Below are 26,184 nucleotides of genomic sequence, written 5' to 3'. Positions count from 1 at the left end.
CACGTCGGAGGAAGCCATGCCATCATCCGCAGATCGCGCCGCGGCGCTCAACCGCTATCGCAATGTGTGCGTCATCGGGGCCGGTGTCATCGGCTCCTCCTGGGCGGCGCTGTTTCTCGCACACGGGCTCAATGTCGTGATCAACGATCCGCAGCCCGGCATCGAGGCCACGGTCAAGGACGCCCTGATCAAGATCGGGCCGACATTGCTGAAGCTCGGCCTGCCGCATGAGGGATTGGAGCGCAACCTGCGCTTCGAGCCGGACCTCGCGCGCGCCGTCGCCGGCGCCGACCTGGTGCAGGAGAACGGGCCGGAGAAGCCCGAGTGGAAGCAGCAGCTCTGGGCACGAATCGAGGCAACGGTGCCGAAACATGCATTGCTGCTGTCGTCGAGCTCGGCGCGGCCAGCCACCGAACAGGCGAAAGAGATGAAGGATGCAAGCCGGCTGCTGGTCGGCCATCCTTTCAACCCGCCGCATCTGATCCCGCTCGTCGAAATCGTTCCCGGCGAGCGCACCGATCCAGAGGCCACCGCCGACGCCGTGGCGTTCTACGAGGCGCTCGGCAAGGTGCCGCGCGTGCTCAAGAAGGAAATCCAGGGCTTCGTCGCCAACCGGCTGCAGCGCGCGATCATGCGCGAGGCCTGCTATCTCGTGCAGGAAGGCGTCGTCACGGTCGACGAGCTGGACGACGTCGTCACCAGCTCGATCGGGTTGCGCTGGGCGGTGAACGGGCCGTTCAGCTCGTTCCACATGGGTGGTGGACCGAACGGGCTGGAATCGTTCTTCCAGCACCTCGGCAAGAACATGGCCGCGTCGTTCAAGGTGATTCTGCAGGTCGATCTCGACGAGGCGCTGCAGCGCAAGATCATCGACCAGGCCGCGGCATCTTTCGGCAAGACGCCGATCCCGCGGATGGAGCGCGAACGCGACGACACGCAGGTGGCGCTGCTGCACGTGCTGGCGGCACGCAACGGCAGGAACGGGACATGACCGGCTCACCCGCAGGCCTGCGCGCATTCGCAGACAGAGGCGGCCGCCACGTTTCGGAATAGGCCAACCTGGCCGACGGACAACAGCTGATCCCGGGCATCAAGCGGAGACGAACTCACATGAGCATCTTCGAAGGTTTGAAGGTCATCGACTGCGGCAGCTTCATCGCCGCGCCAACCGCCGCGACGCTGCTCGGCGACTTCGGCGCCGACGTGATCAAGATCGAACCGCCCGGTGCAGGCGACGCGTTCCGTCAGGTGCCGAAGCTGCCGGGCATGCCGAGATCCGACCAGCCCTATGGCTGGCTGCTCGACAATCGCAACAAGCGCGGCCTTGCGCTCGACCTGTCGAAGCCCGAGGGCCAGGCGGTGCTGCATCGCCTCGCCTCCACCGCCGACGCCTTCATCACCAACTATCCGCTCGCGGTCCGCAGGAAGCTCGCGATCAGCTACGAGCGGCTTGCCGCGGCGAACGACCGGCTGATCTACGCCTCCTTCACCGGCTATGGCGAGACCGGCGACGAGGCGGGCAAGCCCGGCTTCGATGTCACGGCCTACTGGGCGCGCTCAGGCCTGATGGACATGGTGCGGAGCGACGCCAGCACGCCGCCGGCGCGGGCGCTGGCCGGCATGGGCGATCACCCGTCGGGCGTTTCGCTGTTCGCGGCCGTCGCGGTGGCGCTGTATCAGCGCGAGCGCACGGGACGCGGCACCCAGGTCGGCTCCTCGCTGCTCGCCAACGGCGTCTGGTCGAACGGCATCATGGCGCAGGCGGCGTTGTGCGGGGCGACGTTCACGCCGCGGCCGCCGCGCGAGAATCTGTTCAATGCGCTCGGCTGCTACTACCGCTGCCGCGACGGCCGCTGGCTGCTGCTCGCGATCGTCAACGAGCAGCGCGACTTTCCGACCGTGGCGAAATGCCTCGGCCTCAACGACCTGCTCACTGATCCGCGCTTTGCCAAGCAGGCCGATCGCTTCGCCCGTTCCTCCGAATTGATCGCCCTGTTCGACGCGGCATTCGCGACGCGTGACCGGGACGAATGGCGAGCCCGCCTCGATGAAGCAGGCATCGTCTTCGAATGCGTTGCCGAGATGGGCGACCTGTCCGCCGACCGGCAAATGCTGTCGGCCGGCGTGCTGGTGCCGTTCGAGAACGACGAGATGCTGACCATCGACAGCCCGTTCTTTGTCGACGGTGCAACCAAGGTGAAGCCGCGCAAGGCGCCCGCGGTCGGTGAGCACAGCACGCAGATCCTGCGCGAGGCCGGCTACGATGACGCGGCCATCGCCGGGATGCGCGAAAGCAAGGTCCTGGCGTGATGCGCTGACCGCAAGGCGGCGCCTGCCGCCCTCACCGCACGCACGAGAAAAGGCCGCGCCCTCGAATGAGAGGCGCGGCCAGTCTCGAGGCGCCCGAACCGGGGGGCACCACAGCGGCGGTGTGGCGCAGCTGAGGTTCGGAGGACGCCCCCGAGCAGAAGCGATCAGCGCCCGACACGCTTCCAACTCCCTGACGAGCCATCGCATTTGCCGTCGATGGCCAATCTATGCATCGAGTTCGACCACGAGGAGGTTCGACGAGGCCGGTTCGGAGGTGACTTATGGACAGCGTGGAGTAACGAGCGGTCACATACAGCGCTGCGCCGCCCGCACGGCCTTCACACCGGCGAAGAGACCCGGAAATCGGACGGGCTCTTGCCGGTCCAGCGGATGAAGGCATGCCGGAAGTTGGCGGCGTCGCTATAGCCCAGCCGGCTCGCGATCTCCTCGTTGGTCATCGCGGTCTTGCGCAGATATTCCATCGCTAGCCGCGTCCGCACCTCGGCGAGCAGCTCACGATACGATGTATCTTCCGCTTCGAGCCTCCGCCGCAGGGCACGCGGATGCATCGACAGCCGCTCGGCGATCGCTTCGATGTTCGGATACCTGCCGGGCTGCTCGATCAGGACCCGCCGGACATCGGCGGCGATGCCGCCTGCATGATTGACCTCGGACAGCACCTGCTCGCACATCTCGCGCGCCATTCCGTGGGTGCGGGAATCCGCCAGCGCCACCGGACCGTCGGCCTGAGACAGCTGATATCTGTACTCGTTGCCGCGCTGGCGAAACTGGACCGGGCAGTCGAAGAACATCTGGTAGGCGTCGGCATGCGCCGGTTCACCATAGGCAAGGGAAATCCGCGAGAAGCAGAACGACTCGCCCGCCAGGTCCTTCATCGTCGTCAAATGCGACGACAGGGCGAACTCGGCCGCGAAGCGATGCACGTCTTGCGTCGGATTCGGCCAATGCAACGGCTCGAACGCACAGACGACCGCCGCGCCGTCATACGAGTATTTCGCATCGCACAGCGGGCCGACGACCCGAAGGTATCGATTGGCGAAGGCGCGCGCATCGTCATAGGTCGCGCTGCTCAGCAAAGCATATCCGTACATTCCGTGCGCGGTCACGCGCATGCGCTGTCCGGCGCGGAGCGCAACCGTCGGTTCGTTCGACAGCCGCAGTGCATTGCGAATCACGATGTCGATCTGCCGGTACGAGATACGCGTCGTATGAGCTTCGAGCTGATCCTCGGTCAAGCCGGTGCCCGCCAGCGCCACGGACGATCGAACCTGTTGCCTGCCGAGCTCGGCGATGATGGCAGCAATCAACTGCGCCGAATATACATGCTGGTCGAAATCCGGCGGCAATTGGCATTCCGGCACAGCGTCTCGCAGGCGCCTTCCAGCGCTCATGGTCGTCTACCTCCTTGGACCTAAAGTCTTGCTCAAATCGAAATCATTCGCAATGCCGGCAGCAACTGGCCGGCTTCCCCTATCCCCAACCTTGGGACAGCGCGCGGATCGTATCCAATCATGCCGAGTTCGCTATCGAGGTAATTCGCCGGCACCGCCGTGCTTCAGCATTCCACGACGTTCACCGCGAGCCCGCCCAGCGATGTCTCCTTGTATTTGGACTTCATATCCTCGCCGGTCTGCAGCATCGTCTTGATGACGGCATCAAGCGATACATAGTGCTTGCCGTCACCACGCAGCGCCATTCGGGCGGCGTTGATGGCCTTGACGGCGCCCATCGCGTTGCGCTCGATGCAAGGGATCTGCACCAGGCCCCCGACGGGATCGCAAGTGAGTCCGAGATTGTGCTCCATCCCGATCTCGGCGGCGTTCTCGACCTGGGCCGGCGCACCGCCGAGCACGGCCGTCAGGCCGCCTGCGGCCATCGAACAGGCGACGCCGACCTCGCCCTGACAGCCAACTTCCGCGCCGGAAATCGAGGCATTCGCCTTGTACAGCATGCCGATCGCGGCCGCGGTGAGCAGGAACGTCACGACGCCGTCGTCGGTCGCGCCCGGACAGAACTTGACGTAGTAGTGCAGCACGGCCGGGATCACGCCGGCGGCGCCGTTGGTCGGCGCAGTCACGATCCGTCCGCGTGCTGCATTCTCCTCATTCACCGCCATCGCGAAGGCGTTGACCCAGTCCATCGCCGCCAGCGGATCGACGCTCTCGGTGTCGCTATTGCGGGCCGACAGTTCGCGTTAGAGCGCCGGTGCGCGACGGCGAATGCCGAGCGGCCCGGGCAACGGTTCGGCCGCGCCGGCATTGTCGATTCCGAAGCCGCGGTCGACGCATTGCTTCATCGTCTCCCAGATCTTCAGGAGGCCGGCGCGGACGTCCGCGTCGGTGCGATGTACGCACTCGTTGGCGAGCACCATGTCGGCGATCGAGCGACCACTCGACTGCGCACGTGCAACCAGCTCGGCGCCAGTGCCGAACGGATACGGCCAGACCGGGAGCTCGGCGCCTGCGCCGCCAGCCGCGTCGCCAAGGCCACGCTCGATCACGAATCCGCCGCCGATCGAGAAGTAGTGGCGTTCCGCCAGCAGACTGCCGTCGGCCGCGAACGCCACGAGGCGGATTCCATTGGGATGTTCCGGGAGTGCGCTGTCGGGCTTGAACACGATATCGTGCCCGCGCCGAAACGGGACCGGATGAACGTTGAGCAGCCGCAGCTCGCCGGAGCGCCGAATGTCCGCAAGCTGCGGAGCCACCTCGGCCGGATCAACCGTATCGGGCTTTTCGCCGAGCAGGCCGAGGATCACGCCGAGATCGGTCGCATGCCCTCGCCCGGTCGCGCCCAGCGAGCCATAGAAATCGGCGCGGACCCGTACCGTTCTGGAAAGCAGGCCATCGCGCTCGAGCGCGCGGACGAATTGGCCGGCCGCGCGCATCGGCCCCACCGTGTGCGAACTTGAGGGGCCGATGCCGATCTTGAATATGTCGAAGACCGAAAGCATCAGGCAGCAGGCAGTTGTTGCTTGACGAGCTCGACCCAATACGCGGCGCCCATCGGCAGGATGGCGTCATTGAAATCATAGTACGGGTTGTGCAACGGCGGATCATTGGCGGTCTCGCCCGCGCCGATACAGATGTAAGCGCCTGGGCACTCCTGCAGCATGAACGCAAAGTCCTCCGATCCCATCGCCGGCTTGATGTCGGTTTGCACCTGTTCGACGCCGACGAGGTTTGCGGCGGCCGACGCCGCGGCATTCGCTTCGGCGGGCGTGTTGATCACTCCCGGATAACCTCGCATGTAGCTCAGATCGATCTTTCCGCCATGGGTTTGCGCCACGCCGGCGCAGACCTGCTTCATGGCAGCCTCGACCTGATCCTGTATCTCGGCGTCCAGCGTTCTGACCGTACCGCGCAATGTGACGGTTTCGGGCACCACGTTCCAGGTGTCGCCGCCATGGATCTGTGTGACGCTCACGACGGCGGCGTCCATGGCACCGATGCGGCGGCTCACGATGCCTTGTAGCGCGGAGACGAGATCGGCCGACACCAGGATCGGGTCGATGCCCTTCTCCGGCGTCGCGGCATGACAACCGCTCCCGGTCACGACGATCTCGAACGTATCGAGGAAGGCTGTCGCAATGCCGGTCCGGATCGCGAATTTTCCTCGCGGGATATTCGGAATGTTGTGCATCCCGTAGACCGCGTCGGCGGGAAACATCTTGAACAACCCCTCCTCAACCATCCTCTTGCCGCCGCCTTCATTCTCCTCGGCGGGCTGGAACACGAAGTGAACAGTGCCGCGGAACGGCCGGCGGCGGGCGAGCTGTACGGCGGCGCCAAGCAGCATTGTGGTGTGGCCGTCGTGGCCACAGCCGTGCATTTTGCCGGCCCGGGTTGATTTGTGGGCGCGGTCCCCCAGTTCCTGTAGATCAAGCGCGTCCATGTCGGCGCGCAGCGCGATCGTCGGGCCTTCGCCATTCTTCAGCGTTCCGACCACGCCGGTGCCGCCGAGGCCGCGATGGACCGGAATCTGCATCTCCATCAGCGCATCGGCCACGAGCTGGGCGGTGCGGTGCTCTTGGAACGCGGTTTCCGGGTTGGCATGGATGTCATGGCGCCAATCCAGCATGCGGGCACAGACATCGTCGGCGATTCCAAACTTCTCTGACATGCGTTGGTCCATCTGTTCGCGGGTTAGCGATGGAAGAATTCGGCGATCAATGTCGCACCGAAAAACGTGCCCGCCGCAGCCGTCAGCGAGACCACCACGATACGCCAGCTCAGCTTCCTGAAGATCGGAAGATCCTTAGCGACCGAGAAGCCGGCGAGCGTCAGCACAGGGGTCGTGAAAGCCAGGAAGTTCAGCTTGTCGACCGAGCCGATCATCGCGTTGGAAAACGGCAGCAGGCCGGGAATGCCGAGCACAGTCGTGACCACGACCAGGACAAGGATGTGCGGCACTTTCGGCAACAGACGGGCAACGACGTCGACCAGCAGGACGACCGCGAGCACCACCAGGAGACCTGCGCACGATTCCAGCAGGGGAACCTTGTAGGTGAGCGAGTTGCCGATCAGGACGCCGCCCGCAACAGTAATCCACGCGAGCAGCGAGTCGGAGAAGCCGAACGTGCCGTGCTTTGTCTCGCTGGCGCTGGCGATCGAGGGCCCGAGATCTCCCGACGTGAAGTTCGAGAACCGGCCGAGCACTGGTTCCAGCCTGTCATACAGCCACGAGCAAACCGGCAGCGAGAAGAACAGGGCGAAATAGAAGCCGAGGACGGCGGTCATCAGGTTCGCCGCCGAGGCGATCGCGATCAGTTCTTTCGCTATCTCGGGAGGATTGTGGCCGTTGATGGTGCCGATCGCGGCCGCCATCATGCTGCCCGAGCCGACGCCAGCGCCCATCGCGAGCGACCGCGGATCGAAGATGTGCAGGCTGGCGACAAAGCCGGCCAACAGCGCGATGAACAACGCACCGAGCACGGTGCCCGTGATGTACTCGGCCAGCACGCCGCGCCCCTCGGCGGAGTTCATGCCGTATTTCTCGCCGATGATCACCATGTTGCCTTCACGGCCGATCGAAAACGTCGCGCCGACCGCTTCGCGCTTGACGCCGAGCAGGAGCGCAATCGGCAGGCCGAGGACGAGCGTGCCGAAGGTGTGCCCGAGCTCCTGGAAGATCAACGCCCAGCCTGCCTTCTGCACCTCCGGCAGCGCGCCGCCGACCGTGAATGCCATCTTGATCACGAACAGCAACAGGCCCGCGTTGAGCAGTTGTCCCGCATAGGTCTGCAGGCTCGGCCCGATCCGCGCGGCGGTAGGTAGATAACGCGCTGAGAGGCTCCATGCGGCCGCAATCAGCAGCGCCCACACCATCGGTTGGAGCAGCACCTTGCCCGGTCCGATCTGGAACTGGACGATCCCGACCGTCTCAGCGACGGCAACGATGATCAGAACGGCAACGAACAGCGTGAGCTTGCCGGTGCTTGCGGGATTGACCGCCGGGGCGGCCAGGTCTGCGGAAGGCGAAGAGGTCGACGTCATGATGCTGGACACCTCCGGAAAATGATTGCGAGGCAATGCGGTGAACGGTGAACCAACCTGCCCGCGCAGCATCAGGGAGAAAGCAGCTTGCATCAATGATCGTGTCATCCTATTTCCGTTGCATTTTTTGCAACGTTGGCAGAACGCAGATCCGACCGGCGAAAGCCGGCATGACCGCGACCGTTGCCGTCATGGATGCAAACGGTACGAGGACGGCGAAGCGATTCCTCGGCCAGTCCTCGTGCTACTCGATCGCACCGGGCGCACCGCCCGGTTCGAGCTTCTGCACGTCCGCCACATTGACGCCAAGCACGACGATGTCGTGCGTCTTGCCCTGAAGGTCTTTCACCTGATCGCGCAACAGCGCCTCGGCTCGGAAGCCGAGTGCCTCGAAGATCGCGATCGCGCGGGTCTGGTCCGACGTCATCTGCACGGTCAGGCGTTCCAGGCCCATCGACAACGCGAGGTCAAAGGCCTCATTGGAAAGCGCCCGTCCGATGCCGGTGCCGCGTACATGCGAGGAGATCACGGTCCTGATCTCGCCGACATGGGCCGACCACGACACGGGGTCCCGCACGATTGTGCCGCACCCCACCACGATGTCGTCCTTCACCACCAGCAGGCTGACGATCGAGCCGCGCCCGATCTCCTTGATCCAAGCCGATAGCACCTTCGGCTCACGGATATTCCGCGGCAGGAAAAGCATGTCGTGCACGGCAAGCGCGTTGGCAAATTTCCCGACGGCAGCTTCGTCGGCAGGCCCCATCAACCGAAACTCGACGTCCCCACTCTCGAAGTTGACGCGACGCGGATAGGATCGCATCTTGATGGTCCTCATGCAGATCACTCGCTCAATCGAAATCCAGACTTCGCCGCAACCAATTTGCGGGCTCTGCGGCGTTTCTTCCTGCAGTCCTGCACGCGAGAGCCAGATCAAGCAAGCCGAGCGCACCGATGTCCGAATATAACCCCTGAGACGGCCTGTTTGCACCTTTCCGAACGACGATGAGCACAAGAGCTTGTTGCCAATGACCAATACAAACCCTTCCAGGGACATCGACGAACGTCCGCTTCACGAGATGCTCCGCAGCCATGCCCGCGAGCGGCCGGAAGAGCCGGCCTGCATCTGGTATGGCCGTGCCATCACGTTCCTCGAGCTCGATCGCGCGAGTGATGCATTCGCGGCGCGCCTGCAGCAGCTCGGCGTCGCCAAGGGCGAGCCGGTCGCGCTGTTCATGAACAACTGTCCGCAATACCTGATGGCGCAATACGGCATCCAGAAGATCGGCGCCATTGCCTCGCCCTGCGGGGCGCTGAACAAGGAGCACGAGCTCGCCTACCAGCTCGACGATCTCGGCGCGCGCGTGATCGTCGCGGCCGAACCGCTCTTGCCGATCGTGGCTCAGGTCCGTGACAAGACCAGGCTCGAGCATGTCTTCGTGGTCCGCTACCCGGACCTGCTGCCCGAGCGGCCGCCGATCGGCGTTCCCGACGAGCTGTTCGCATCCGGCTCCAGGCCGGCCGGTACGGCCGGCGAGATCGAGGACTTCCTCGCCGTCACCGCAAGCGGCGCGTCGCCCCGCGATGTCGCGATCGACATGAACGATACGGCGCTGATGATCTACACGTCGGGCAGCACGGGTCGGCCCAAGGGGGCGATGCTGTCCTATCGCAACGTCATCTTCAAGACGGCCGCGACCGTGACGTGCAACGGGATCGGCGCCGAGGACGTGCTGCTCTCGATCGCGCCGCTTTATCACATCGCCGGCATGGTGATGGGCGTCAATGCACCGGTCTATGCCGGCGCGACGTCCGTGCTGCTGTACCGGTTCGATCCGCTCGTAACGGCCCAGGCGATCGACCGCTATCAGGTGAGCTGGTGGTACAGCGTCGCGCCGATGAACGTCGCGGTCACGCAGCTCCCGAACATTTCCGACTTCAGGCTGAAAAGCCTCCGCGTCAATCCCGTGACCAGTTTCGGCATCGACTGGACCGAAGCGCTTGCGGGGCAATGGCAGGCCGTCGCGTCGAACTGCGAGAGCTTCGAGGCGGCGTACGGGCTGACCGAGACCCACACGGTCGACACTTTCATGCCGCGCAACGCAATCCGCTGGGGCACGCATGGCAGGCCGGTGCCCGGCAACGAGATCCGGATCGTCGATCCCGACTCCGGCACGGACATGCCGGCCGGCGTCCCCGGCGAAATCGTGATCCACGGCCCGGGCGTATTCAAGGGTTACCGCAATCGTCCCGACGCGACCGCGGAAGCGCTGCGCAATGGCTGGCTACACACCGGCGACATGGGCCGCCTCGATGCCGACGGCTATCTGACCTTCATGGGGCGCTTCAAGGAGATGATTAAGGTCTCCGGCTACAGCGTCTTCCCGGAAGAGGTCGAGTCGATCCTGAACAAGCACCCCGACGTGGCGGCGTCGGCCGTGATCGGCGTGCCCGACGCAACCAAGGGCGAAGTGGTCAAGGCCTTCATCGTCCTGGCGCCGCGCGCCGAGCTGGACACCGCCCAGCTCGCGGCATGGGCGCGCCAGAACATGGCGCCTTACAAGGTGCCGCGCGATGTCAGCTTCGTGACCGAGTTGCCGCGCTCACCGGCCGGCAAGCTGTTGCGGCGGCTGCTCAAGGACTGACGCAAAGCTGCCCGACCGGCCGATGGCGCGCGCTGGAAATCCCGATCAGCTCATGTCCTAAAATCACTCCCAACCTGGTCCGACGGCACCTTTTCGGGGCTCGATACCCATGTTTGGCATGCCTCTTTGACCCGACGATTCATCGGCAAAGACCAAATTGCAGCCTGCGACATGTTCAGTCACGACGACGAAAGCTCGAGCATCAAGTACCGGCGACGTATGAAACGGATGATCGAAGCGCTCAGCAGAGAACTGACGCTGCAAGGCATTATCGGTCAGGGGACGACCACAAATCTGCGGGTGGACATTATCAGCCTGGCCGAAACCGCACTCATGGTGTGTGACTTCGATAAGGTCGCGGACTGACGCGTCTCCTGGACAGAATGAAAGACTTTCGTGCGCCGAGCGACCTTGCCGGCCGCCAAAGAACCGGCACACAGACCCTCGGCAGATAGGCACTTCGAAGACTGAAAGCTATCATCTTGTTGGTATTGCTGTTGGTATCCGCAGCAATCGGCAGCTAAAACTATTGCAAATTCAATTCGTTATGCCATTAGGCGATTGCCGGCCAGGGCACCATTCAGCGCAGCCGTAGCCGACAAGCCATCCGCACGAAGTCTCGTCCCGGCGTAGCCCGAAGGGCGAAGCCGGATGGTTCGATCCCGCCCTGGGCACTATTCGCGTGCGATCCAGGCCGTAAACAAAGACCTCCCCTTTAGCTAGAGGGGGCCGGTTTCCTGCCGCGCCCGAGCGCGAATTGACCGACCGGGCCCTCCACGTGGAATTCAAGCCCCGTCATTTTTGCAAACAGATCGATGTTGCAGGTGCCGATTGCGCAGCCACCAAGGCCCATGTCGGTCGCCGTCAGATAGAACGTCTGGATCAGGTTGCCGACGTCCTTCAGGATCAACGAATATGCGATTGAGCTGTATTTCCAGGAGATCCGCCCAAAGCGCGCGGCGATCGTGATCAAGACCTGCGGTGGACCGGATGCGTCCATGGCAAACTCGGCCGCCGTAGAAAGCGCTTGGAGTTGTTGGGCGGAGGTGTCGATCGCGACAAGCGCGTGGCTGCCCGCGTCATAGTGGTAAAGTCCACGTGCAAGCTCCCCGCAGTTCAAGACCGCCAAGTATAGTTCCAGCTCATACGCGCCGCCTGCCGACGGATAGGGTCTTGCGCTGTAGGTGACCTCGGGACCGCCGTCAAAATCTGCGCCGATCTTCCATTCCGACAGCACGCGGGCTGTCGTGTCGAGAAACTGCGCGAGCTCGGCGAGCGTGACCGGATGCTGGTCGTCGAAATCTCGTATTGAATGGCGTTCGCGCAACAGCTTCGCGAAGTGCGAGACCGACCCCGACGTGGAGAATTTGCCGAGGTCGATCTTCTTGCCGGGCCAAGGCGGGCGCACCGCGGGTAGCGGTGGAACGACGCCCGCATGGGTGAACGCGCCGCCAACTGGATTGGTGTGCCGGCCCTCCGTGCTCCTCGTATGAAACACGAGATCGTGGAAGTCCCAGAGAACGAGATTGCCGTCGCCTTCATTCACCCGAAGGCCGTCGCCGTCTTTCGCATTGAGCCTAATCAGCATCTTGCTGTCGAGCAGCAATCCGAGCAGATCGAGGTTCGCGGAGGCCGCATGGCGGCGAAGCTCGCTGATCTTCTGAGGCCGCGACAGGGCAGCGAGGGTGGCAGCGATGGCGGGATCGAAAATCCGAAACAGCGCGCCGGCGCGCGGTGATTCCAGCACCATCTCGCTGTCGCGCCGGCGCAGATAGGCGAAGCGCGACAACACAATGGTATCACCGCTCCCCAGCTTTGCGCGTTGTGGCCAGTATTCGGCGACCTGCGGCTCGATGACCACGAGGTCTTGCTCGTCACGCGGAGAGCATAAGCGGTATTCGAGAAGTCCATGCCCTGCCAGTCGCCGCACGAGGGCATGAACCTGCCTCGCGAGGACGCCTTTGCCCGCAAAGGAGGCGAGCGGCAGGCCGCTGGTGAGATGTCCCGCACGGTCGACCGCTGCCGCGCTGAATTGTCCCAGATTGATCGAGTAGCCGCCCAAACCTGCAGCGATGCTTCCGTCCGCCTGCATGTGAAGGGAGCAACGACCGTTCAATCGGGCGACGATGACGGGTGCGATCTTCCTGAGCTTCGTTTTCCGGAAGTTGCGCAACGAGCCAGCCTTCAGGTGTGTGGAAGGAATGGCGTGAGCTCGCTTTCCAGTCGCGGACGATTCAGCAATCCGAGCTTCATCGGAACATCGTAAAGTCGGCCGGGTGCGAAGCGGCGATAGAAATGTCGCAACCCCGGAACGAGCACTCTGACGACGGGCACCTGGACATCGGGCCGCGTCTGGTCGAGCACGAGGAAATCAAATCCCGCGCCGGTGGCAATCTCGATGCAGGCATTGACCTGGTCGCGCGCGTTGTCGTGAACCTTGAGGCTCGGCGCCAACGGCACGATCGGATTGTCGCTGGGGATCAGGAACGGATAATCGTCCAGTCGCAGCGGCGTGACACCGTCCAGCGTCGGCTTCTCGCCACTTCCGCCGCCCATCATGCCAATCGACATGAACTGGGTCAGTTCGGTGAGGGAACGCAGCAGGGCTATGCGGCGATCGAAATGCGAGCCGGAACCGAATTCGATATTTTCGTGTCCGTTCTGCATCCAATGAATGATCGCCACGTAAGAGGGAATGCCGAGATCGCTGGTGATGTCGAGCACCCAAAGCCTGCGCCCCGCATCGGCAAGCTGGGCTTGCAGATCCCGCACATAGGGATCTTCGAATTGCGCGAGGTCGACTTCTGCACGTTGCAGCCGGTTGTACCACCAGATCGCGTAGGCGTCGCGTTCGACCAGTTCGAGGAAGCCTTGAACGATGGCTTCCTCCCGGGTGTTGCCGGCCGCGCATCCGTTGGAATCCGTGTGGAAGCCGCCATAGAAGAAGTACAAGAGGCCCGTTGGAAGATGTTTGAAACGCTTGTCGCGTAACGACCAGACCGGCGACCACTCCGTCTTGGTCGAGGGATCGAGCGGCTCAGGCACCAGATGTGAATCGTCCGGCTGCGAGGTATGTCTGTTTTGAAACTGCGCGTCGCTGAAAAGCTGTACTTCGTTGGGAAGAAGAGCGTCGCCGGGAGCGAAATCGACAAAGCGGCGCTTCGTCCTGATCTCGTCCCCCTGGAAAATACCCGAATAGCGCTCGATCGCCTCCATCAACGCGCTTGCCTCGCCCTGCTCGGCTGTGGAGCCCTTGCCGAAGCTGCCGCCGCTCAATCCGGATCTGAGCTGGTCGACGTTCCAGGCCGGCGCCGAGAAATTGTGGTAGGCGAAAAAATTCGTGTTCATCGGCAGATCGGCCTCGATCCGCTCGAGCCGTGAGACGACGCCGGTCAGCGGACTGACGTGCTTGCGGAACCGTGCTACGGTGGCTCGCGACGTCACGGCGCGGTAACCGCCGCTGGTCATGACGAGCTTTCCGCCCTCCGCGATCTCGATCGGCGCTGCCGCCCGGCGCGGACTCTGCAGCTTCCTGCTGCCGCAGGTAGGACACTGCGGGCGTCGCGCGACGTAATGCTTGGCAATGACGGCACCGGTCAGGTCGAAGCTTGCGATGTGATCGCGCAGATCGGTACGAAATCCCGAGGCAATCGCTTTTGCGATTTCAACAGCAGCGAAGTGGATGCCGATTTGTCCGACGGCGTCGCCGACCAGGGGCGATACGGCGACCACCTGCGCCGCTCTGCGATCGAGAAATCCCTTGATCTCCCGATTGCGTATCATGCGATCGAACAGGCAAGTCCAGCAGGCGCTCTCGCCCGGCTTGAACACGGGTCCCACCAGCGGAAACACGCCGGACGGCTGCGCCAGCAGCCAGGGCGTCCCATCGCCAAAGCGCTTTCCGTTCAATTCGACGAGCCGCCGGTCAAGATAGTCGTTCGCCAGTGTGATCGTGAGCTTGGGCGACCGCTTGGTGATCCGAACACCGAGCTTGCTCAAGGCCGCGGCAAGTTCGTTGGCGCCTTTGACATCGATCGCTTCGACCCGCACTGGGCAATCGCGGAGATTCTGTTCTGCGACCTCGGGGGGGAGGCCGAGACTCGCCCAATATCCATCGACGGCGCCTGCGAACGCGTGCGGCGCTCCGCTTACGACATATCGGCGCTCCAGCAGCCGCCTGATCGCTTCCTCGATCTTGTCGGCGGGAAAATTCTTTGAGAGCTGCCGAACGATCTCTGGTGCAGCCTTACCATTTTTGCCGATCGCCGCGGCCACCGCACAATAGAGATCACCATGCAGGAAGAATTTGCGGTTCTCGGAGTAGAGGCAGACCACATCGGGAGGAATCACATAAGCGGTAAAGTTCGGCGCGAATCGCAAAATGCCCTTGCGGCTCTGCCTCGCGGTGCGGCTCTTGCCATTGACTGTCATCGGGGCGGCACGCTGATCCTGTTGCTGTCACTTCCGATCGCCGGCGCGCGGCGAACCATTGGCATTGCGCGACTTGTGCGCCGCGTTCGGCCACCGGCGTTCTGCGAGCAATTTGGATCACACTCGCCCACCGTCGGCAAGCTGATCAGCCAGGCGCGGCGAATGCATAACGAAGCAAAAATTTGGCCGGGTCGTTCGGGCGCCCGGCCAATAAAATCGCGACGTGTCGACGCCCAGCGCTAGCACCAGCGGCAGCGGCCCCAGGATGCACAGCAGCCTGCGCATGTGACCAATGGCACGCCTACGCCGATCCAACCAACGCCGCAGCCGCCACATCCACCGCAACCGACACCGCAGCGGCAGCCTCTGCAGGCCCTGCATCCTCCGCACCCCCTGCAGCCTCCGCAACCTCTGGCGCCTCCGCAGCCACGGCAACCACCGCATCCCCGCGCGAGCAGCACGCGGCCTCCGACGCTTTCATCGTCGATGAGATCGAGGTGGAAGGTGGCGAGACTGACGTCGGCGAGTTCTTCCTCACTGAGCGTCGTCATATGGCCCGGCGCGAAGTTCGGCTTGCGTTGAACGTCGCCGGAGGGCACGGCGGAGGCATATGCGCTGCCCGCGAGCGAAAAAGTCAGACCGGCTAATCCCAGCGCCGGTACCGCGGCGTTGGTCGTTCGCTTCTTTCTCGAAGCTTGCTTCGCCCGCTGCATGGCCGCATCCTCCCAGTTTGGAAGAAAGGACTTCCGAAGCACGATCTTACGCCGAGCGAACGAGGCAGACAAGAATTACGATATACACAAAATGTAATAGAGCTCGTTCTGATTGCATTCATCTTCATGAACGATATCGCGCAATTTGGTCGATTAAATCGAGAATCCGGGCCCGTGGAGCGGATTGCAACGGGTGCAATTTGATGCAGTGCGCAATCGTCGGTCCGCTTGAAGGGGAAATTAGCTTGGTCGATCAACTCGGACGCTTCGCCTGGTATGAGTTGCTGACGACGAACATGTCGGCAGCAGCCGCATTTTATGGCAAGGTCATCGGCTGGGCGGTGGAGGATGCGTCGACTCCGGAATTCGCCTACACGCTGCTTACTGCAGGCGACGCCCCGGCAGTTGGACTCATGCATCTCCCGGAAGAAGGGCTGCGATTGGGAGCGAGGCCGAGATGGGTCGGCTACATCGCCGTCGACGACGTGGATGCGAAAGCCGTGCAGGTCCGCCGTCGTGGGGGCGCCATTCTGATAACGCCGACCGCCAGCAATATTGGCCGAATTTCGGTGGTCGCCGATCCGCAAGGAGCGACGTTTGCACTGGTTTCCGGGCTGACATATGGCCAACGGCAGTCCTGCGGATTGGACGAGCCTGGACGCGTGGGCTGGCACGAGTTGCTGGCTGAAGACCGGAACAAGATCTTCCCGTTTTACGGCGAGCTTCTTGGCTGGCAGAAGGCTCACGCTGAAACCGGGCCGGCCGACCTGTACGAATTGTTTTCGGCGGCCGGCCAGACGATCGGCGGAATGCTCACCAAACTTCCGAGCGTATCGCAACCCTGCTGGCTCTATTACTTCAATGTCGACGACATCGGTGCGGCTGCCAAGCGCGTTGATGCTGGCGGGGGCCGGGTCCTCCAAGGTCCAATCGAGTTGCCCGACGGTTGCTGGATCTTGCGATGTGCCGATCCCCAAGGGGCTCTATTTGCGCTACAGGGAGCCTGGGATCAGAAAGGCACTGAGCGACCCTCCGCCTCGGAACTCAATTGGTCCGCCAGGTGGGGTGATGTCGCTTCGCAGGGCAAATTGGTCCTTCACAAGACGAAGCGATAGGTCGGAAACGTTTCGACCTCGTCCGCAGCAGAATTATATTGGTGTTTAAATTAGGCAGTGGTGCGCAATTGTATTCTGAATGGTGCACCACGCTTCGCCTTTGCAGGCTTCGCGTGGCGCGGCCGCGAAGCCTGCAAGGGCGAAGCGTGTCCGGCGAAGCTCGAGCAACGCGAAAGCGAAGACGGACTGTTTACAATCACCACACCGCACTGACTCACGATCGGCAGCCGATCCTAGGCTGGCCGGCTCGACAACGCGTCGCTGTCCGAGAGCACAACCGCGGTGATCAAATTAGCAGCCATTGCGCGGACCAAGCCTGACGTCTTCGGTAGTGTCGCGGCCGCCTGACGGGACGTACCGGCCATATTTTGGCCATAGCCCGTTTCTTAAACGCCTGCGCGGGCCATGCCCCGCCTTCGTTATGCGTCGCCTGACCGATGCGGTCGCTTCGCAAGCCAATCGCAGATCATCGCTGCGCTTCCCCCCACAACATGGATGGTCTGCCAACAGCAAGAAGGACTTTGTAATGCGTAAACTTCTCGCCGCTGTGGCGGTTCTTTTGGCGTTCGCTTCAACTGCCGAAGCCCGCGGCCGTCACCATCACCATCGGCACTCTGCACATTCCGGTCGCCCAGCTGCGTGGTGCGGCTGGTTCATGCGCACCCAGGTCGGCAGCGATCCCGGTCCGCAATTCAATCTGGCCCGATCCTGGGCAAGCTACGGCACCAATGCCGGCGGCCCCTCGGTCGGCACCATCGTGGTTTGGCGTCACCACGTCGGCAAGATCGTGGGTCAGGAGAACGGCCAGTGGATCGTGCAGAGCGGCAACGACGGGCATGCCGTGCGCACGCGGCCGCGCTCGCTGGCTGGCGCCATCGCATTTCGAAATGCCTACGCTTCGTTCTAAAGCGCGATGAGATTGGGTCGAATCGTCATCGCGCTTTGGCCTCTTGTTTGAGCATGATCTTTTTCGGAAGACCGCTGCGCACTTTTCCGGATGATGCTCTAGGGAACCTCGACGCTTCAGCTGACATGCGAGCTTGCGACAGCCGGGCGGTATACGAACCGTTCATGATCGCACCTTACGCTGCAGCAGGGTTTCGCCCTGAAGCCCTCAGACGGGCGCCGTCATCTGTGTTGACCAGATGGCGGCGCCTTTTTCAGGAGCCAATTGGCTTGCCCCAGAAGTCGAAAAAAGTTGCGACGGCCGCTCAGACTGTTTCTTACTGGTCGGCCGCTTACGTCAGTCTCTGCAATGGCGTGACGGTTTTCGCTGTGACCGGCGGCGTGCTCGGGTTTCTGCTGGTCGCCAAGCACTATCTGTGAACTTCAGCGCTTTCCGAGACTCCTCAGATCGCGCAGAACATGTCGACCATGGCGTCGGCATAGGTCGCGATCTCGGCGGGCGTTCGCGGGCTCTCGGAAAAATCCTTGCCCACCGTACTTAGCGTCGTCGTGATCAGATCGCCCGCCGTCGCGCACCGCGCCGGACGCTTTCGGCAACGCCTCGCGCATGAACGCTTCGACGATGCGCTCGCCGGATGCCCGCGCCTCGCGCGCCTCGGGGGCATCGCGATAGAGCGGCGCGGCATCGCTCAGCGCGACGCGTACCGCGGCTTCCTCGCATTCGGAGCGGATGAAGGCGTGCACCAGCGAACGCAGCCGATCCAATGGCGGCCAAGTCGGCGATCAACATTTCCGACGATGCGCTGCTGAAGGAGATGTTCAAGGATTGGGGGACGTTTCAGATCCGGCTGGCGCAAGCCATCGAGAAGAAGTCGCCAAGCGACGTCAGGCAGACGCTCGAGCCCTGGCTGAAGCGCAACAAGGACTTCATGAAACAGCTGCTCGTCGAAACCCAGGGTAAGGTGGAGAAGCTGCGGCCGCTGGAGGCCCGCTAGAGCACAAGGAGCGCAGATCCGCTTCGGCCGGACCCTGCCGCTCAGATCATCGCAGCGACACGTTCGAGGCCAATCAGGCGCGCCAGCGAACGGACCTCGTTCTTCTGATCCTCGCGGAGCTGGAACAGCAGCGGCATCGCCGCCGACTTCAGCTGCTGGACCTCCTCGGAGTCCGGATCGATCGGCATGCTGCCGGATGCGGGATCGCCCTGGCGCTTGGCGTGGATCTTGCGGGCGACGGCGCGCAATGCGGTCTCGACCGCCGGCCAGTAATATTCCTGCGACGACGACAGCTTCAGCCGGTCCTTGATGCCGGCGATCTGGGCGTCGCTCAGCAGCGCGTAGCTCTTCTGCGGCGCCGGCTTGGCCGCAGCCTTGGGCTTCGGCGGCGCCGGGGCGACCGGCGCGGGTTCGGCGATCTTCGGCTGAGCCGCATCGACGGGGTCGGTGATCTTCGGCAGGCCGACATCGGTCGGCTCGACGGAGGCATAGGCCTGGCGCACCGTGTCAGTCGCGCCCGGAATCGCGGCTTGGGCCCGTAACAGGAGCGGAGACGGATTGGCGGGAGGCTCAATCGGCTGGGGCGCCTCAAACGCGGCTGCGGCAAGCGTCGAGACGGCGAGCTTGTCCTGCTTGCTGGCACGATTGGCGACCGGTCCAATGTCGGCCTGCGCCGCCGGCAGGCTGTCACGGCCCAAAATGGCTGTTACCGCGGCGCCTGCGAGGAGGAAGCATGTCAGCGCGGCGAGGGTGATGGCTCTGGTCAAAAACTACTCCATTGCCGGCCGGTGTCACCGCAAACTGCGCGCGAAATGCGGCGGTAGCGTGCCGTGACGGCGCCAAATAGGTGAAATTGTCCCGAAACGGCCGGAAAATCAGGCCGCGACGTCAAGCTCATAGGCTTCCTGGATGTCGGCGACGATCTCATGCGCCGTCCAGAGCGCGCCGGGCTGGACCGTGTGCATGCTGACCGTCCAGTTGGTCCGGCGGGTGCGCGGCGTGCTGACAATGTCGAATTCGACCTGACGGCACAGCGGATGCCGCTGCAGGGCGTAAAACACCCGGGTCCGGAGCTCGTCGAGCGATGCCGGGGTCTTGGAGAGCGCCTCAAAGGCCATGTCGCATTCCCACAAACTGCCGGGCGACCAGCCGTGGCGACCCGTGACGCTATTGTTGGGACTGGCATGGTTAATGTCGCGTTAAGCGGATGGGCGGGATTTGAGTGCTGCTATTTCGCGAACCAGCGCGCTTTCGTGCACCGGTTGGCGCGAAGGGAACGCGTCAAAGCAGCGACTCTAGAGCCGCACCCGCGCGCTCGCCGCCTCATACTCCGCGATCGTCTGCGCCACGAGTTCGTCGACGCCGAGCACCCCGGTCACCCCGGAGGTGGAATGACCGCCGCTCCAGATATCGCGCCAGCGTTTGGGGCGGCTTTCGCGGGCGCCGATGTCGATGTCCTTGCCGATGTCGATCGCGCCGCGTGCCGGCAGGTCGTCGGGATCGAGACCGGCGGCCTCGATCGAGGGCCGCAGCATGTTGGTCTGCAAGCCGGTGAACGCCGTTGTGAGCAGGATGTCGTCGGCGGTGGAAGAGACCAGCATCTGCTTGTACCTGCCGTCCGCCATGCTCTCGCGCGTCGCGATGAACTTGGTGCCCATATAGGCGAGGTCGCAGCCGAGCGCCTCTGCGGCGCGGAGCGCGTGGCCGTCGCTGATGCCGCCGGCAAGCACGATCGGTCCATCGAAGAAGCCGCGCACAGCGCGGACGAACACGAACGGATTGAGCCAGCCGGTCTGGCCGCCTGCACCCGCAGTGAGCAGCACGAGCCCGTCGGCGCCGGCTGCTGCCGCGCGCTCGGCATGGCGGATCGAGGCGACATCGGCGAACACCAGCGCGCCCGCATCGTGCAGAGGGCCAAGCACCGGCGCGGGCGAGCCGACCGAGGTGATCACAAGCTCGGGCTTGTGCCGCAGCAGCACGGCGAGATCCTGGGCCAGCCGCGTATTGGAGCGATGCACGATCAGGTTCGGGCAAATCGGCGCGGCTGCTTCGCCGCTTGCATCGGCATGTGCCTGCAGGCGGCGCGCGATGTCGTCGAGCCAGGCATCGAGCTGTTCCGTCTCACGGCAATTCACCGTCGGAAACGAACCGATCACGCCGGTGCGGCAGGCGGCTACCACCAGCTCGACACCGGAGACCAGGAACATCGGTGCTGCAATCAGCGGCAGCCGGAGGCGATCGCGAAAACGCGCGAGAAGATCGGCGGACAAGTTGTTCCTTCCCATCATCATTGTGTTAGCGTTGCCGCCAACATTGGCACGACAAAAGCCAAAGACAAAGCCGGGAGGGACAACCAGATGAGCAATCCGCTCTATGCATTTCCGGCGGTGTGCGAACAGACCCTGCGGGCGCTGGCGCGCTATCCATCGCGCACCGCCTTCGCATGGCCGGGCGGCTCGCTCACCTATCAGGGCGCGACCGATCTGATCGGACGAATGCAAAGCGTGTTCATGCGGCTCGGCTTTGCGCCCGGCACCCGCGTCGCGCTGCTTACCGCCAACCGCGCCGACAGCTGGTGCGCCGGCGTCGCCGCGCAATTGTCGCGGCTCGCGATTACCTGGCTGCATCCGCTGGGCTCGCTCGACGACCAGCTGTTCCAGATCGAGGATTCCGAAGCGCAGATGCTGATCGTCGACGGCATCACGTTTCGCGATCGCGGCGGCGAGCTCACGGCGAAGGCGCAGGGCCTGAAGACCGTGTTCACGCTCGGCCCGGCGGATTACGGCGCCGACCTGTTGCAGGTGGCCGGGGACGCCGGCAGCGCAAGCGCGAAGAATTTCGCCCGCGCCGACGACATCTCGACCTTGAACTACACCGGCGGCACGACCGGCAAATCCAAGGGCGCGCTGCGCTATCACCGCGAATATGGCGGCTTCGCCGCGGCGATCCTCGCCGATTTCGAGATTCCGGAGACGCCGCGCTACCTCACCGTGGCCCCCATCAGCCATGTCGCGGGCACCAAAGTGCTGCCGACGCTGATGCGCGGCGGCACCGTGCACATGCTGAAAGGGTTCGATCCGGAGGCCGTGTTCACGACCATCGCGCGCGAGAAGATCAACTTCACGCTGTTCGTGCCGACCATGATCTATGTGATGCTGGATCATCCCGCGCTCGACAGGTCCGATCTCTCCTCGCTCGAGCTCCTGCTCTACGGCGCGTCCGCGATGTCGCCGAGCCGGCTGGTCGAGGGTATCGAGCGGATCGGACCGGTGTTCTCCCAGCTTTACGGCCAGACCGAATGCTATCCGGTCTCGGTGCTGCGCAAGGCGGATCATGACCCGAAAACGCCGGACCTGTTCCTGTCCTGCGGCTTCCCGATCGCCGCCTGCCAGGTCAAGATCCTCGATCAGGACGACGAGGAGGTCGCGACCGGCGAGGCCGGCGAGATCTGCGTGCGCGCCACGCATGTGATGGCCGAATACTGGAAACGGCCCGACATCACGGCGGAGACGCTGAAGAGCGGCTGGCTGCACACCGGCGACATCGCGCGCATGGACGAGCGCGGCTACATGTTCATCCTCGACCGCAAGAAGGACATGATCGTCTCCGGCGGCTTCAATATCTTCCCGCGCGAAGTCGAGGATGTCTTGTCGCAACACGCCGACGTCGCGATGGTCGCCGTGGTCGGCGTGCCCGACGACAAATGGGGCGAGGCCGTCACCGCCGTCGTGGTCGCGCGCGAGGGCGCTGTGCCCGACGCCGACGAGCTGATCGGACTGGTGAAGGCGAAGAAGGGCTCGGCGCACGCGCCGAAGCAGATCCAGTTCGTCAAGGAACTGCCGATGACCGGCGTCGGCAAGGTCGACAAGAAGGTGCTGAAGGCACGCTTCTGGACCGGCCGCGACCGCATGGTGGGGTAGGATGCTCGCGCGACGATTGCTGGTCCCGTCATCCTGAGAGGTTGTGACGCTTTTGCTCCGCCGTCATTGCGAGGAGCGAAGCGAAGAAGCAATCCATCTATCCGACCTGCCGGGCTATGGATTGCTTCGCTTCGCTCGCAATGACGCGGATGGAGCTGTGCGCACCGTCACCCTGAGGCGCGAGCGGAGCGAGCCTCGAAGGATGCACGGCCCCGATGTTTCAGCTTGCGCTATCTCCGCTTGCGGCAGCAGCCGGGCCGGCGCCCTTCGAGACGCCGCTTCGCGGCTCCTCAGGGTGACGGGGACAGAGTGGAAGGCGTGGCGAGACTGTCGGCGCTGGCGGCAGCAGCTTGCTGACCGGTGCCCTGCCCGAGCAACTGGTCGAGTCGGTCGCGCAGCTGATCCTGGTGGTAGGGCTTGGCCAGCCGCGGCAGGTCGACCTGGGTGCCGTCGGGCAGTTCGGCATAGCCGGTGGCGAGCAGCACCAGAAGCTGCGGCCGCACCTTGCGCGCAACCGCGGCGAGTTCGATGCCGGTCATGCCGGGCATCACGTGATCGGTCATCATCAGGTCGATCTCCTGGTCGCTCCTGAGGATTTCGAGCGCCTGCGGTCCGGAATTGACGCCGATCACGCGGTGACCGAGGTCTTCCAGCATTTCCATGGTGGACATCGCGATCAACGGATCATCGTCAACCAGCAGGATCACCGCCGAGCGCTTGACCGTCTGCGCCGCAGGCGCGGGGCTGTCGACCTCCGGCACCGCCGTTGCGACCGGCAGCACCAGCGCAGCCGTGGTGCCCTTGCCGACCGCGCTCGACAACTCCAGCTCGCCGCCGAGCTGCACGGCGAGTCCATGCACCATCGACAGGCCGAGCCCGGTGCCCTTGCCCACCGGCTTCGACGAGAAGAACGGCTCGATCGCGCGCTTCAGCACGTCCGGCGACATGCCGGTGCCGCTGTCGATCACCGAGAGCTTCAAATAGTCGCCAGGCTGCAGCGCCGGATCATTCTTCGCCTGCCAGGTCGCGAGGCGGATCTCGATCACGCCGCCATCCGGCATCGCGTCGCGCGCATTGATCGCAAGGTTGAGGACCGCAAGCTCAAGCTGGTTGCTGTCGACGCAGGCGAGCGGCAGCCCCTCGGGAATGTCGAGCCGCAACATGATGCGCGGTCCGAGCGAGCGCTCGAGCAGATTGCTCATATCGCGCACCAGCGCGCCGAGATCGACCGGCACCGCGCGCAGATCCTGCTGCCGCGCGAATGCCAGCAGCCGCTGCGTCAACGACGCGCCGCGCTCGGCGCCCTGCAATGCGCCGTCGACCAGCCGACGCAGGCGTGGGTCCTCCGGCAAGCGCTTGCGCAGCAGATCGAGATTGCCCATCACCGCCATCAGCAGATTGTTGAAGTCGTGCGCGACGCCGCCGGTGAGCTGGCCGATCGCCTCCATCTTCTGGGCATGGCGGAGCTGTTCCTGCGCCCGCTCGCGCGCCGCGACCTCCTTCATCAGGTCGGCGGTGCGCTGCTCGACCCGCTGCTCGAGCGTCGCGGTGAGTTCGGCGAGTGCGGTGCGCTCGGCGGCAAGCTGCGCCAGCAATGCCTCGCGCTCGATCTCCGCGGTCTTGCGTGCGCTGATGTCGGAGCAAACGCCGACCAGCGAGCGGATGCCGCCGTCGGGCCGACGCACCGCACGCGCGCGCACGTCAACCCAGTGCTCGGTGCCGTCGGGCCAGATGTTGCGGTATTCGATCTGATAATCCGAGCCGGTGCGCAACGTTTGTTCGACGATCTCGCTCCGGCGCGCGCGGTCGTCGGGATGCACCGCGTCCAGGAGATCCTGATAGGTGAAGGGATCGCCCGGCCTGCGCCCGAAATAGGTCTTGCAGGTCGGCGACGCCTCGAGCTCGAAATCCGGCAGATGAAGCTCGAGCGCGCCGAGATGACCGGCATTGAGCGCGGTCTGCAGCAGACCTTCGCTCTCGGTCAGATCCTCGAGGATCTGACGGGTCTGGTATTGGCGGCGGCGGCCGCGCACCGTCGCGGCGACCAGGCTTACCAGCGTGGTCGGATGAAACGGCCGCTCGATGAAGGTGACATTGCCGAGCGCCCGGCCGAGCCGCGCTGCTTCGGGATTGCGCTCGGGTCCCCCCTTCTCGCTGATCAGCACGATAGGAAAGTCCGACCATGACGGCTGCTCGTTCAGCCAGTGCGTCAGGCCGGCGAGATCGGCGGCCCTGATCACCTCGTCGGCAATGATGGCAAGGCCCGCCCCGCTTGCGATCTGGCGTTCGAGCTCGGCGAGATCACCGCAGATGTTGGCGTAATAGCCGGCTTCCTTGATCAGGTGAGCAGTCTTGACGGCGTCCCGCTCGCTCGCGGCGAGGATGACCGCGCGTTCCGAGGACGGACCAGGCTTCATCGCGTCTGTCCCCGCGGCGGCCGGGCGTCGACACCGTCCGGCACATCACACAACCGCCGGACGGCCATGGCCACGATGCCGGCGGCGGGATCAATACGCATCATGGGACCCCCTAACGGGAGCGAAACTCGCACGTGCGCCCAACCGTTCCCGGGAAGCCGAGTTATTTTTGCCGCAGGGGCAGCCGGTTGGCGCGGCTCCCGCACCGCGAATCGGTGAAACAACCCCATGCACAGTACGTGATCGGTCTTCGCCAGCCCCTGAAACGGGGGAAGGTCGGGATTGGGGTCAGCTGATCCCCACCCGCTTTGCTCTGGCGAGCAAAGCCACCTCCCCTTTTTCGAGGGGAGATGGAAGAAGCGCAGCGCGTCCTAGCGCCGCTCGATGACCAGGCTCTGGACCGCCTGGCCGAAATAGCCGCGCTGATCGGCGAGCCGCGACATTGCAAGCCCGGCGCCGTCGGGCCCGATCCAGGACTGGCCGTCGAGCAGGATCCAGTCGCCGACCGGCTCGCGCGCCAGGCTCACCGAGAGATCAGCGTTGATGAAGGTCCATTGGCTGAAATCGAGCGCCGGCGAGGTGCCGTTGGAGAAGTCCGAGGCAACCACTGCCCGCATCGCCTGCGAGACGGCGGCGCCCGCAATCAGCGGGCGGTCGACGCGGAACCATATCGCGCCAGGTCCCGTCACGCCGAAGCGGCCGCGCGCGGCCCGCATCGAGATGCATTTCACGAACGGACTGTTCGCAAGATTGCCCGGCTCGATCATACTTTCGTCGGGGCCCGGCAGATCGACGGCAAGCGCTGTGATGTCAGGCGGCAATTCGGCCGTCTGTTGCTTGATCTTGAGCACGGTGGCCGAAACCACGAGAACGCCGTCGGCAAGCAGCCTGACGCCACAGAGCTGGATCTTGCGGCCGTCGCGCAGGATCTCGCTCGAAACGGTCAGCGGCGCCACCGGCACCGGGCGCATCAGGTCGATGGTGACGCGCGCGATCCGCATCGGCACCGGCGTCGGAAGGGCTTCGGCCGCCCACACCACCAGCGCTGCCGGTGCGGAGCCATGCTGCATCCGCGGATCCCACGGACCCGCGGCGTCGGGACTGGTGACGACGCGGTCGCCGTCGACGCGAAAGATCGGTTCCATCACAGCATGATCCGGAAAAGTGGGACGCAGTTTTCCCCGCGACAAACGCGAAGCGTTTGCGCGTGGATCAT

The 26,184-nt window shown here is 64.1% G+C and carries 21 protein-coding genes and 2 pseudogenes; 10 read left to right on the top strand and 13 right to left on the bottom strand.

Annotated features, from left to right (window positions below; translation table 11 throughout):
* Positions 1-16 precede the first annotated feature (16 nt).
* Together ACVMDN_RS42545 and ACVMDN_RS42540 are read left to right on the top strand one after the other, a co-directional pair.
* The gene (locus ACVMDN_RS42545) at positions 17-991 is read left to right on the top strand and encodes a 3-hydroxyacyl-CoA dehydrogenase NAD-binding domain-containing protein (RefSeq protein WP_076825170.1); all 975 of its coding nucleotides are present in this window, start codon (positions 17-19) and stop codon (positions 989-991) included.
* Positions 992-1,110: 119 nt separating this feature from the next.
* Positions 1,111-2,310 carry a CaiB/BaiF CoA transferase family protein gene (locus tag ACVMDN_RS42540; protein WP_076825172.1) on the top strand — a complete coding sequence of 400 codons (1,200 nt, stop codon included), beginning with the start codon at positions 1,111-1,113 and terminating at the stop codon, positions 2,308-2,310.
* A gap of 338 nt (positions 2,311-2,648) precedes the next feature.
* On the opposite strand, the gene ACVMDN_RS42535 is transcribed toward ACVMDN_RS42540, so the two are convergent.
* The 5 genes and pseudogenes from ACVMDN_RS42535 to ACVMDN_RS42515 form a co-directional block, all read right to left on the bottom strand.
* A complete protein-coding gene (locus tag ACVMDN_RS42535; protein WP_083714893.1) occupies positions 2,649-3,722 on the bottom strand; it encodes an AraC family transcriptional regulator in 1,074 nt (357 codons plus the stop codon).
* Positions 3,723-3,886: 164 nt separating this feature from the next.
* A pseudogene (locus ACVMDN_RS42530) lies at positions 3,887-5,287 on the bottom strand (L-serine ammonia-lyase).
* Positions 5,284-6,453 carry a M20 aminoacylase family protein gene (locus tag ACVMDN_RS42525; RefSeq protein ID WP_076825248.1) on the bottom strand — a complete coding sequence of 390 codons (1,170 nt, stop codon included), beginning with the start codon at positions 6,451-6,453 and terminating at the stop codon, positions 5,284-5,286. The pseudogene ACVMDN_RS42530 and the gene ACVMDN_RS42525 overlap by 4 nt, the downstream one beginning before the upstream one ends.
* Before the next feature lie 23 nt (positions 6,454-6,476).
* On the bottom strand, positions 6,477-7,826 hold the full coding sequence (locus ACVMDN_RS42520; RefSeq protein ID WP_057016432.1) for a DUF3100 domain-containing protein: 1,350 nt from the start codon (positions 7,824-7,826) through the stop codon (positions 6,477-6,479).
* 244 nt (positions 7,827-8,070) lie between these two features.
* Positions 8,071-8,664: a GNAT family N-acetyltransferase gene (locus ACVMDN_RS42515; RefSeq protein ID WP_076825252.1), complete on the bottom strand. Its 594-nt coding sequence runs from the start codon at positions 8,662-8,664 to the stop codon at positions 8,071-8,073.
* Between the two features lie 190 nt (positions 8,665-8,854).
* Here ACVMDN_RS42515 and ACVMDN_RS42510 point away from each other — a divergent pair, with 190 nt between their 5' ends.
* Both ACVMDN_RS42510 and ACVMDN_RS42505 read left to right on the top strand, forming a co-directional pair.
* A complete protein-coding gene (locus tag ACVMDN_RS42510) occupies positions 8,855-10,471 on the top strand; it encodes an AMP-binding protein (RefSeq protein WP_141340219.1) in 1,617 nt (538 codons plus the stop codon).
* Between the two features lie 126 nt (positions 10,472-10,597).
* Entirely contained in the window at positions 10,598-10,837 is a 240-nt protein-coding gene (locus ACVMDN_RS42505) for a hypothetical protein (RefSeq protein WP_456843677.1), read from the top strand.
* 349 nt (positions 10,838-11,186) lie between these two features.
* On the opposite strand, the gene ACVMDN_RS42500 is transcribed toward ACVMDN_RS42505, so the two are convergent.
* Entirely contained in the window at positions 11,187-12,563 is a 1,377-nt protein-coding gene (locus tag ACVMDN_RS42500; RefSeq protein ID WP_076825178.1) for a SagB/ThcOx family dehydrogenase, read from the bottom strand.
* 92 nt (positions 12,564-12,655) lie between these two features.
* On the bottom strand, positions 12,656-14,851 hold the full coding sequence (locus ACVMDN_RS42495) for a TOMM precursor leader peptide-binding protein (RefSeq protein ID WP_253590515.1): 2,196 nt from the start codon (positions 14,849-14,851) through the stop codon (positions 12,656-12,658).
* Here ACVMDN_RS42495 and ACVMDN_RS42490 point away from each other — a divergent pair.
* The 4 genes from ACVMDN_RS42490 (at position 14,765) to ACVMDN_RS42475 (ending at position 18,056) form a co-directional block, all read left to right on the top strand.
* On the top strand, positions 14,765-15,145 hold the full coding sequence (locus ACVMDN_RS42490) for a hypothetical protein (RefSeq protein WP_244558677.1): 381 nt from the start codon (positions 14,765-14,767) through the stop codon (positions 15,143-15,145). The two genes, ACVMDN_RS42495 and ACVMDN_RS42490, sit on opposite strands and share 87 nt — an antisense overlap.
* 715 nt (positions 15,146-15,860) lie before the next feature.
* Entirely contained in the window at positions 15,861-16,730 is an 870-nt protein-coding gene (locus tag ACVMDN_RS42485) for a VOC family protein (protein ID WP_244558678.1), read from the top strand.
* A 655-nt stretch (positions 16,731-17,385) separates the two neighbouring features.
* The gene (locus tag ACVMDN_RS42480; protein WP_057016389.1) at positions 17,386-17,637 is read left to right on the top strand and encodes a C40 family peptidase; all 252 of its coding nucleotides are present in this window, start codon (positions 17,386-17,388) and stop codon (positions 17,635-17,637) included.
* A 164-nt stretch (positions 17,638-17,801) separates the two neighbouring features.
* Complete coding sequence (locus tag ACVMDN_RS42475; protein ID WP_141340215.1) at positions 17,802-18,056, top strand: hypothetical protein; 255 nt, start codon at positions 17,802-17,804, stop codon at positions 18,054-18,056.
* A gap of 3 nt (positions 18,057-18,059) precedes the next feature.
* Here ACVMDN_RS42475 and ACVMDN_RS42470 read toward each other — a convergent pair.
* Positions 18,060-18,407 (bottom strand): annotated as a pseudogene (locus ACVMDN_RS42470) (TetR/AcrR family transcriptional regulator); the annotation flags it as partial.
* On the opposite strand from ACVMDN_RS42470, the gene ACVMDN_RS42465 reads away from it, so the two are divergent.
* On the top strand, positions 18,401-18,631 hold the full coding sequence (locus tag ACVMDN_RS42465) for a hypothetical protein (RefSeq protein WP_244558679.1): 231 nt from the start codon (positions 18,401-18,403) through the stop codon (positions 18,629-18,631). The pseudogene ACVMDN_RS42470 and the gene ACVMDN_RS42465 sit on opposite strands and share 7 nt — an antisense overlap.
* Positions 18,632-18,672: 41 nt before the next feature.
* Here the strand turns inward: ACVMDN_RS42465 and ACVMDN_RS42460 are convergent, their stop codons facing one another.
* The 3 genes from ACVMDN_RS42460 to ACVMDN_RS42450 all read right to left on the bottom strand — a co-directional run bounded on the left by ACVMDN_RS42460 (position 18,673) and on the right by ACVMDN_RS42450 (position 20,922).
* Positions 18,673-19,398 carry a hypothetical protein gene (locus ACVMDN_RS42460; protein WP_057016392.1) on the bottom strand — a complete coding sequence of 242 codons (726 nt, stop codon included), beginning with the start codon at positions 19,396-19,398 and terminating at the stop codon, positions 18,673-18,675.
* A 108-nt stretch (positions 19,399-19,506) separates the two neighbouring features.
* Positions 19,507-19,749, bottom strand: coding sequence for a hypothetical protein (locus ACVMDN_RS42455; RefSeq protein WP_076825188.1), 243 nt, complete (start codon positions 19,747-19,749; stop codon positions 19,507-19,509).
* 177 nt (positions 19,750-19,926) lie between these two features.
* Positions 19,927-20,922 (bottom strand): NAD(P)H-dependent flavin oxidoreductase, encoded by a 996-nt coding sequence (locus tag ACVMDN_RS42450; RefSeq protein ID WP_371852096.1) that lies wholly within the window; start codon positions 20,920-20,922, stop codon positions 19,927-19,929.
* A gap of 66 nt (positions 20,923-20,988) precedes the next feature.
* On the opposite strand from ACVMDN_RS42450, the gene ACVMDN_RS42445 reads away from it, so the two are divergent.
* Positions 20,989-22,551 carry an AMP-binding protein gene (locus ACVMDN_RS42445; RefSeq protein ID WP_057016394.1) on the top strand — a complete coding sequence of 521 codons (1,563 nt, stop codon included), beginning with the start codon at positions 20,989-20,991 and terminating at the stop codon, positions 22,549-22,551.
* Positions 22,552-22,841: 290 nt separating this feature from the next.
* On the opposite strand, the gene ACVMDN_RS42440 is transcribed toward ACVMDN_RS42445, so the two are convergent.
* Both ACVMDN_RS42440 and ACVMDN_RS42435 read right to left on the bottom strand, forming a co-directional pair.
* The gene (locus ACVMDN_RS42440) at positions 22,842-24,968 is read right to left on the bottom strand and encodes an ATP-binding protein (protein WP_076825192.1); all 2,127 of its coding nucleotides are present in this window, start codon (positions 24,966-24,968) and stop codon (positions 22,842-22,844) included.
* Between the two features lie 371 nt (positions 24,969-25,339).
* Positions 25,340-26,113, bottom strand: coding sequence for a thioesterase family protein (locus ACVMDN_RS42435; RefSeq protein WP_076825194.1), 774 nt, complete (start codon positions 26,111-26,113; stop codon positions 25,340-25,342).
* Positions 26,114-26,184: the final 71 nt, after the last annotated feature.

It is taken from the genome of Bradyrhizobium sp. USDA 4510, assembly GCF_054059095.1.
Note: the sequence above shows the minus strand (reverse complement) of the source record. Positions and strands in the feature narration are given on the sequence as shown.

Excerpts from the sequence above, each read along its gene's own strand:
- ACVMDN_RS42545 (WP_076825170.1), top strand. The coding sequence starts at position 17 with ATGCCATCATCCGCAGATCGCGCCGCGGCGCTCAACCGCTATCGCAAT.
- ACVMDN_RS42540 (WP_076825172.1), top strand. The coding sequence starts at position 1,111 with ATGAGCATCTTCGAAGGTTTGAAGGTCATCGACTGCGGCAGCTTCATC.
- ACVMDN_RS42535 (WP_083714893.1), bottom strand. The coding sequence starts at position 3,722 with ATGAGCGCTGGAAGGCGCCTGCGAGACGCTGTGCCGGAATGCCAATTG.
- ACVMDN_RS42525 (WP_076825248.1), bottom strand. The coding sequence starts at position 6,453 with ATGTCAGAGAAGTTTGGAATCGCCGACGATGTCTGTGCCCGCATGCTG.
- ACVMDN_RS42520 (WP_057016432.1), bottom strand. The coding sequence starts at position 7,826 with ATGACGTCGACCTCTTCGCCTTCCGCAGACCTGGCCGCCCCGGCGGTC.
- ACVMDN_RS42515 (WP_076825252.1), bottom strand. The coding sequence starts at position 8,664 with ATGAGGACCATCAAGATGCGATCCTATCCGCGTCGCGTCAACTTCGAG.
- ACVMDN_RS42510 (WP_141340219.1), top strand. The coding sequence starts at position 8,855 with ATGACCAATACAAACCCTTCCAGGGACATCGACGAACGTCCGCTTCAC.
- ACVMDN_RS42500 (WP_076825178.1), bottom strand. The coding sequence starts at position 12,563 with ATGCAGGCGGACGGAAGCATCGCTGCAGGTTTGGGCGGCTACTCGATC.
- ACVMDN_RS42490 (WP_244558677.1), top strand. The coding sequence starts at position 14,765 with ATGCAGGAAGAATTTGCGGTTCTCGGAGTAGAGGCAGACCACATCGGG.
- ACVMDN_RS42480 (WP_057016389.1), top strand. The coding sequence starts at position 17,386 with ATGCGCACCCAGGTCGGCAGCGATCCCGGTCCGCAATTCAATCTGGCC.
- ACVMDN_RS42475 (WP_141340215.1), top strand. The coding sequence starts at position 17,802 with ATGATCGCACCTTACGCTGCAGCAGGGTTTCGCCCTGAAGCCCTCAGA.
- ACVMDN_RS42465 (WP_244558679.1), top strand. The coding sequence starts at position 18,401 with ATGGCGGCCAAGTCGGCGATCAACATTTCCGACGATGCGCTGCTGAAG.
- ACVMDN_RS42455 (WP_076825188.1), bottom strand. The coding sequence starts at position 19,749 with ATGGCCTTTGAGGCGCTCTCCAAGACCCCGGCATCGCTCGACGAGCTC.
- ACVMDN_RS42450 (WP_371852096.1), bottom strand. The coding sequence starts at position 20,922 with ATGATGATGGGAAGGAACAACTTGTCCGCCGATCTTCTCGCGCGTTTT.
- ACVMDN_RS42445 (WP_057016394.1), top strand. The coding sequence starts at position 20,989 with ATGAGCAATCCGCTCTATGCATTTCCGGCGGTGTGCGAACAGACCCTG.
- ACVMDN_RS42440 (WP_076825192.1), bottom strand. The coding sequence starts at position 24,968 with ATGAAGCCTGGTCCGTCCTCGGAACGCGCGGTCATCCTCGCCGCGAGC.
- ACVMDN_RS42435 (WP_076825194.1), bottom strand. The coding sequence starts at position 26,113 with ATGGAACCGATCTTTCGCGTCGACGGCGACCGCGTCGTCACCAGTCCC.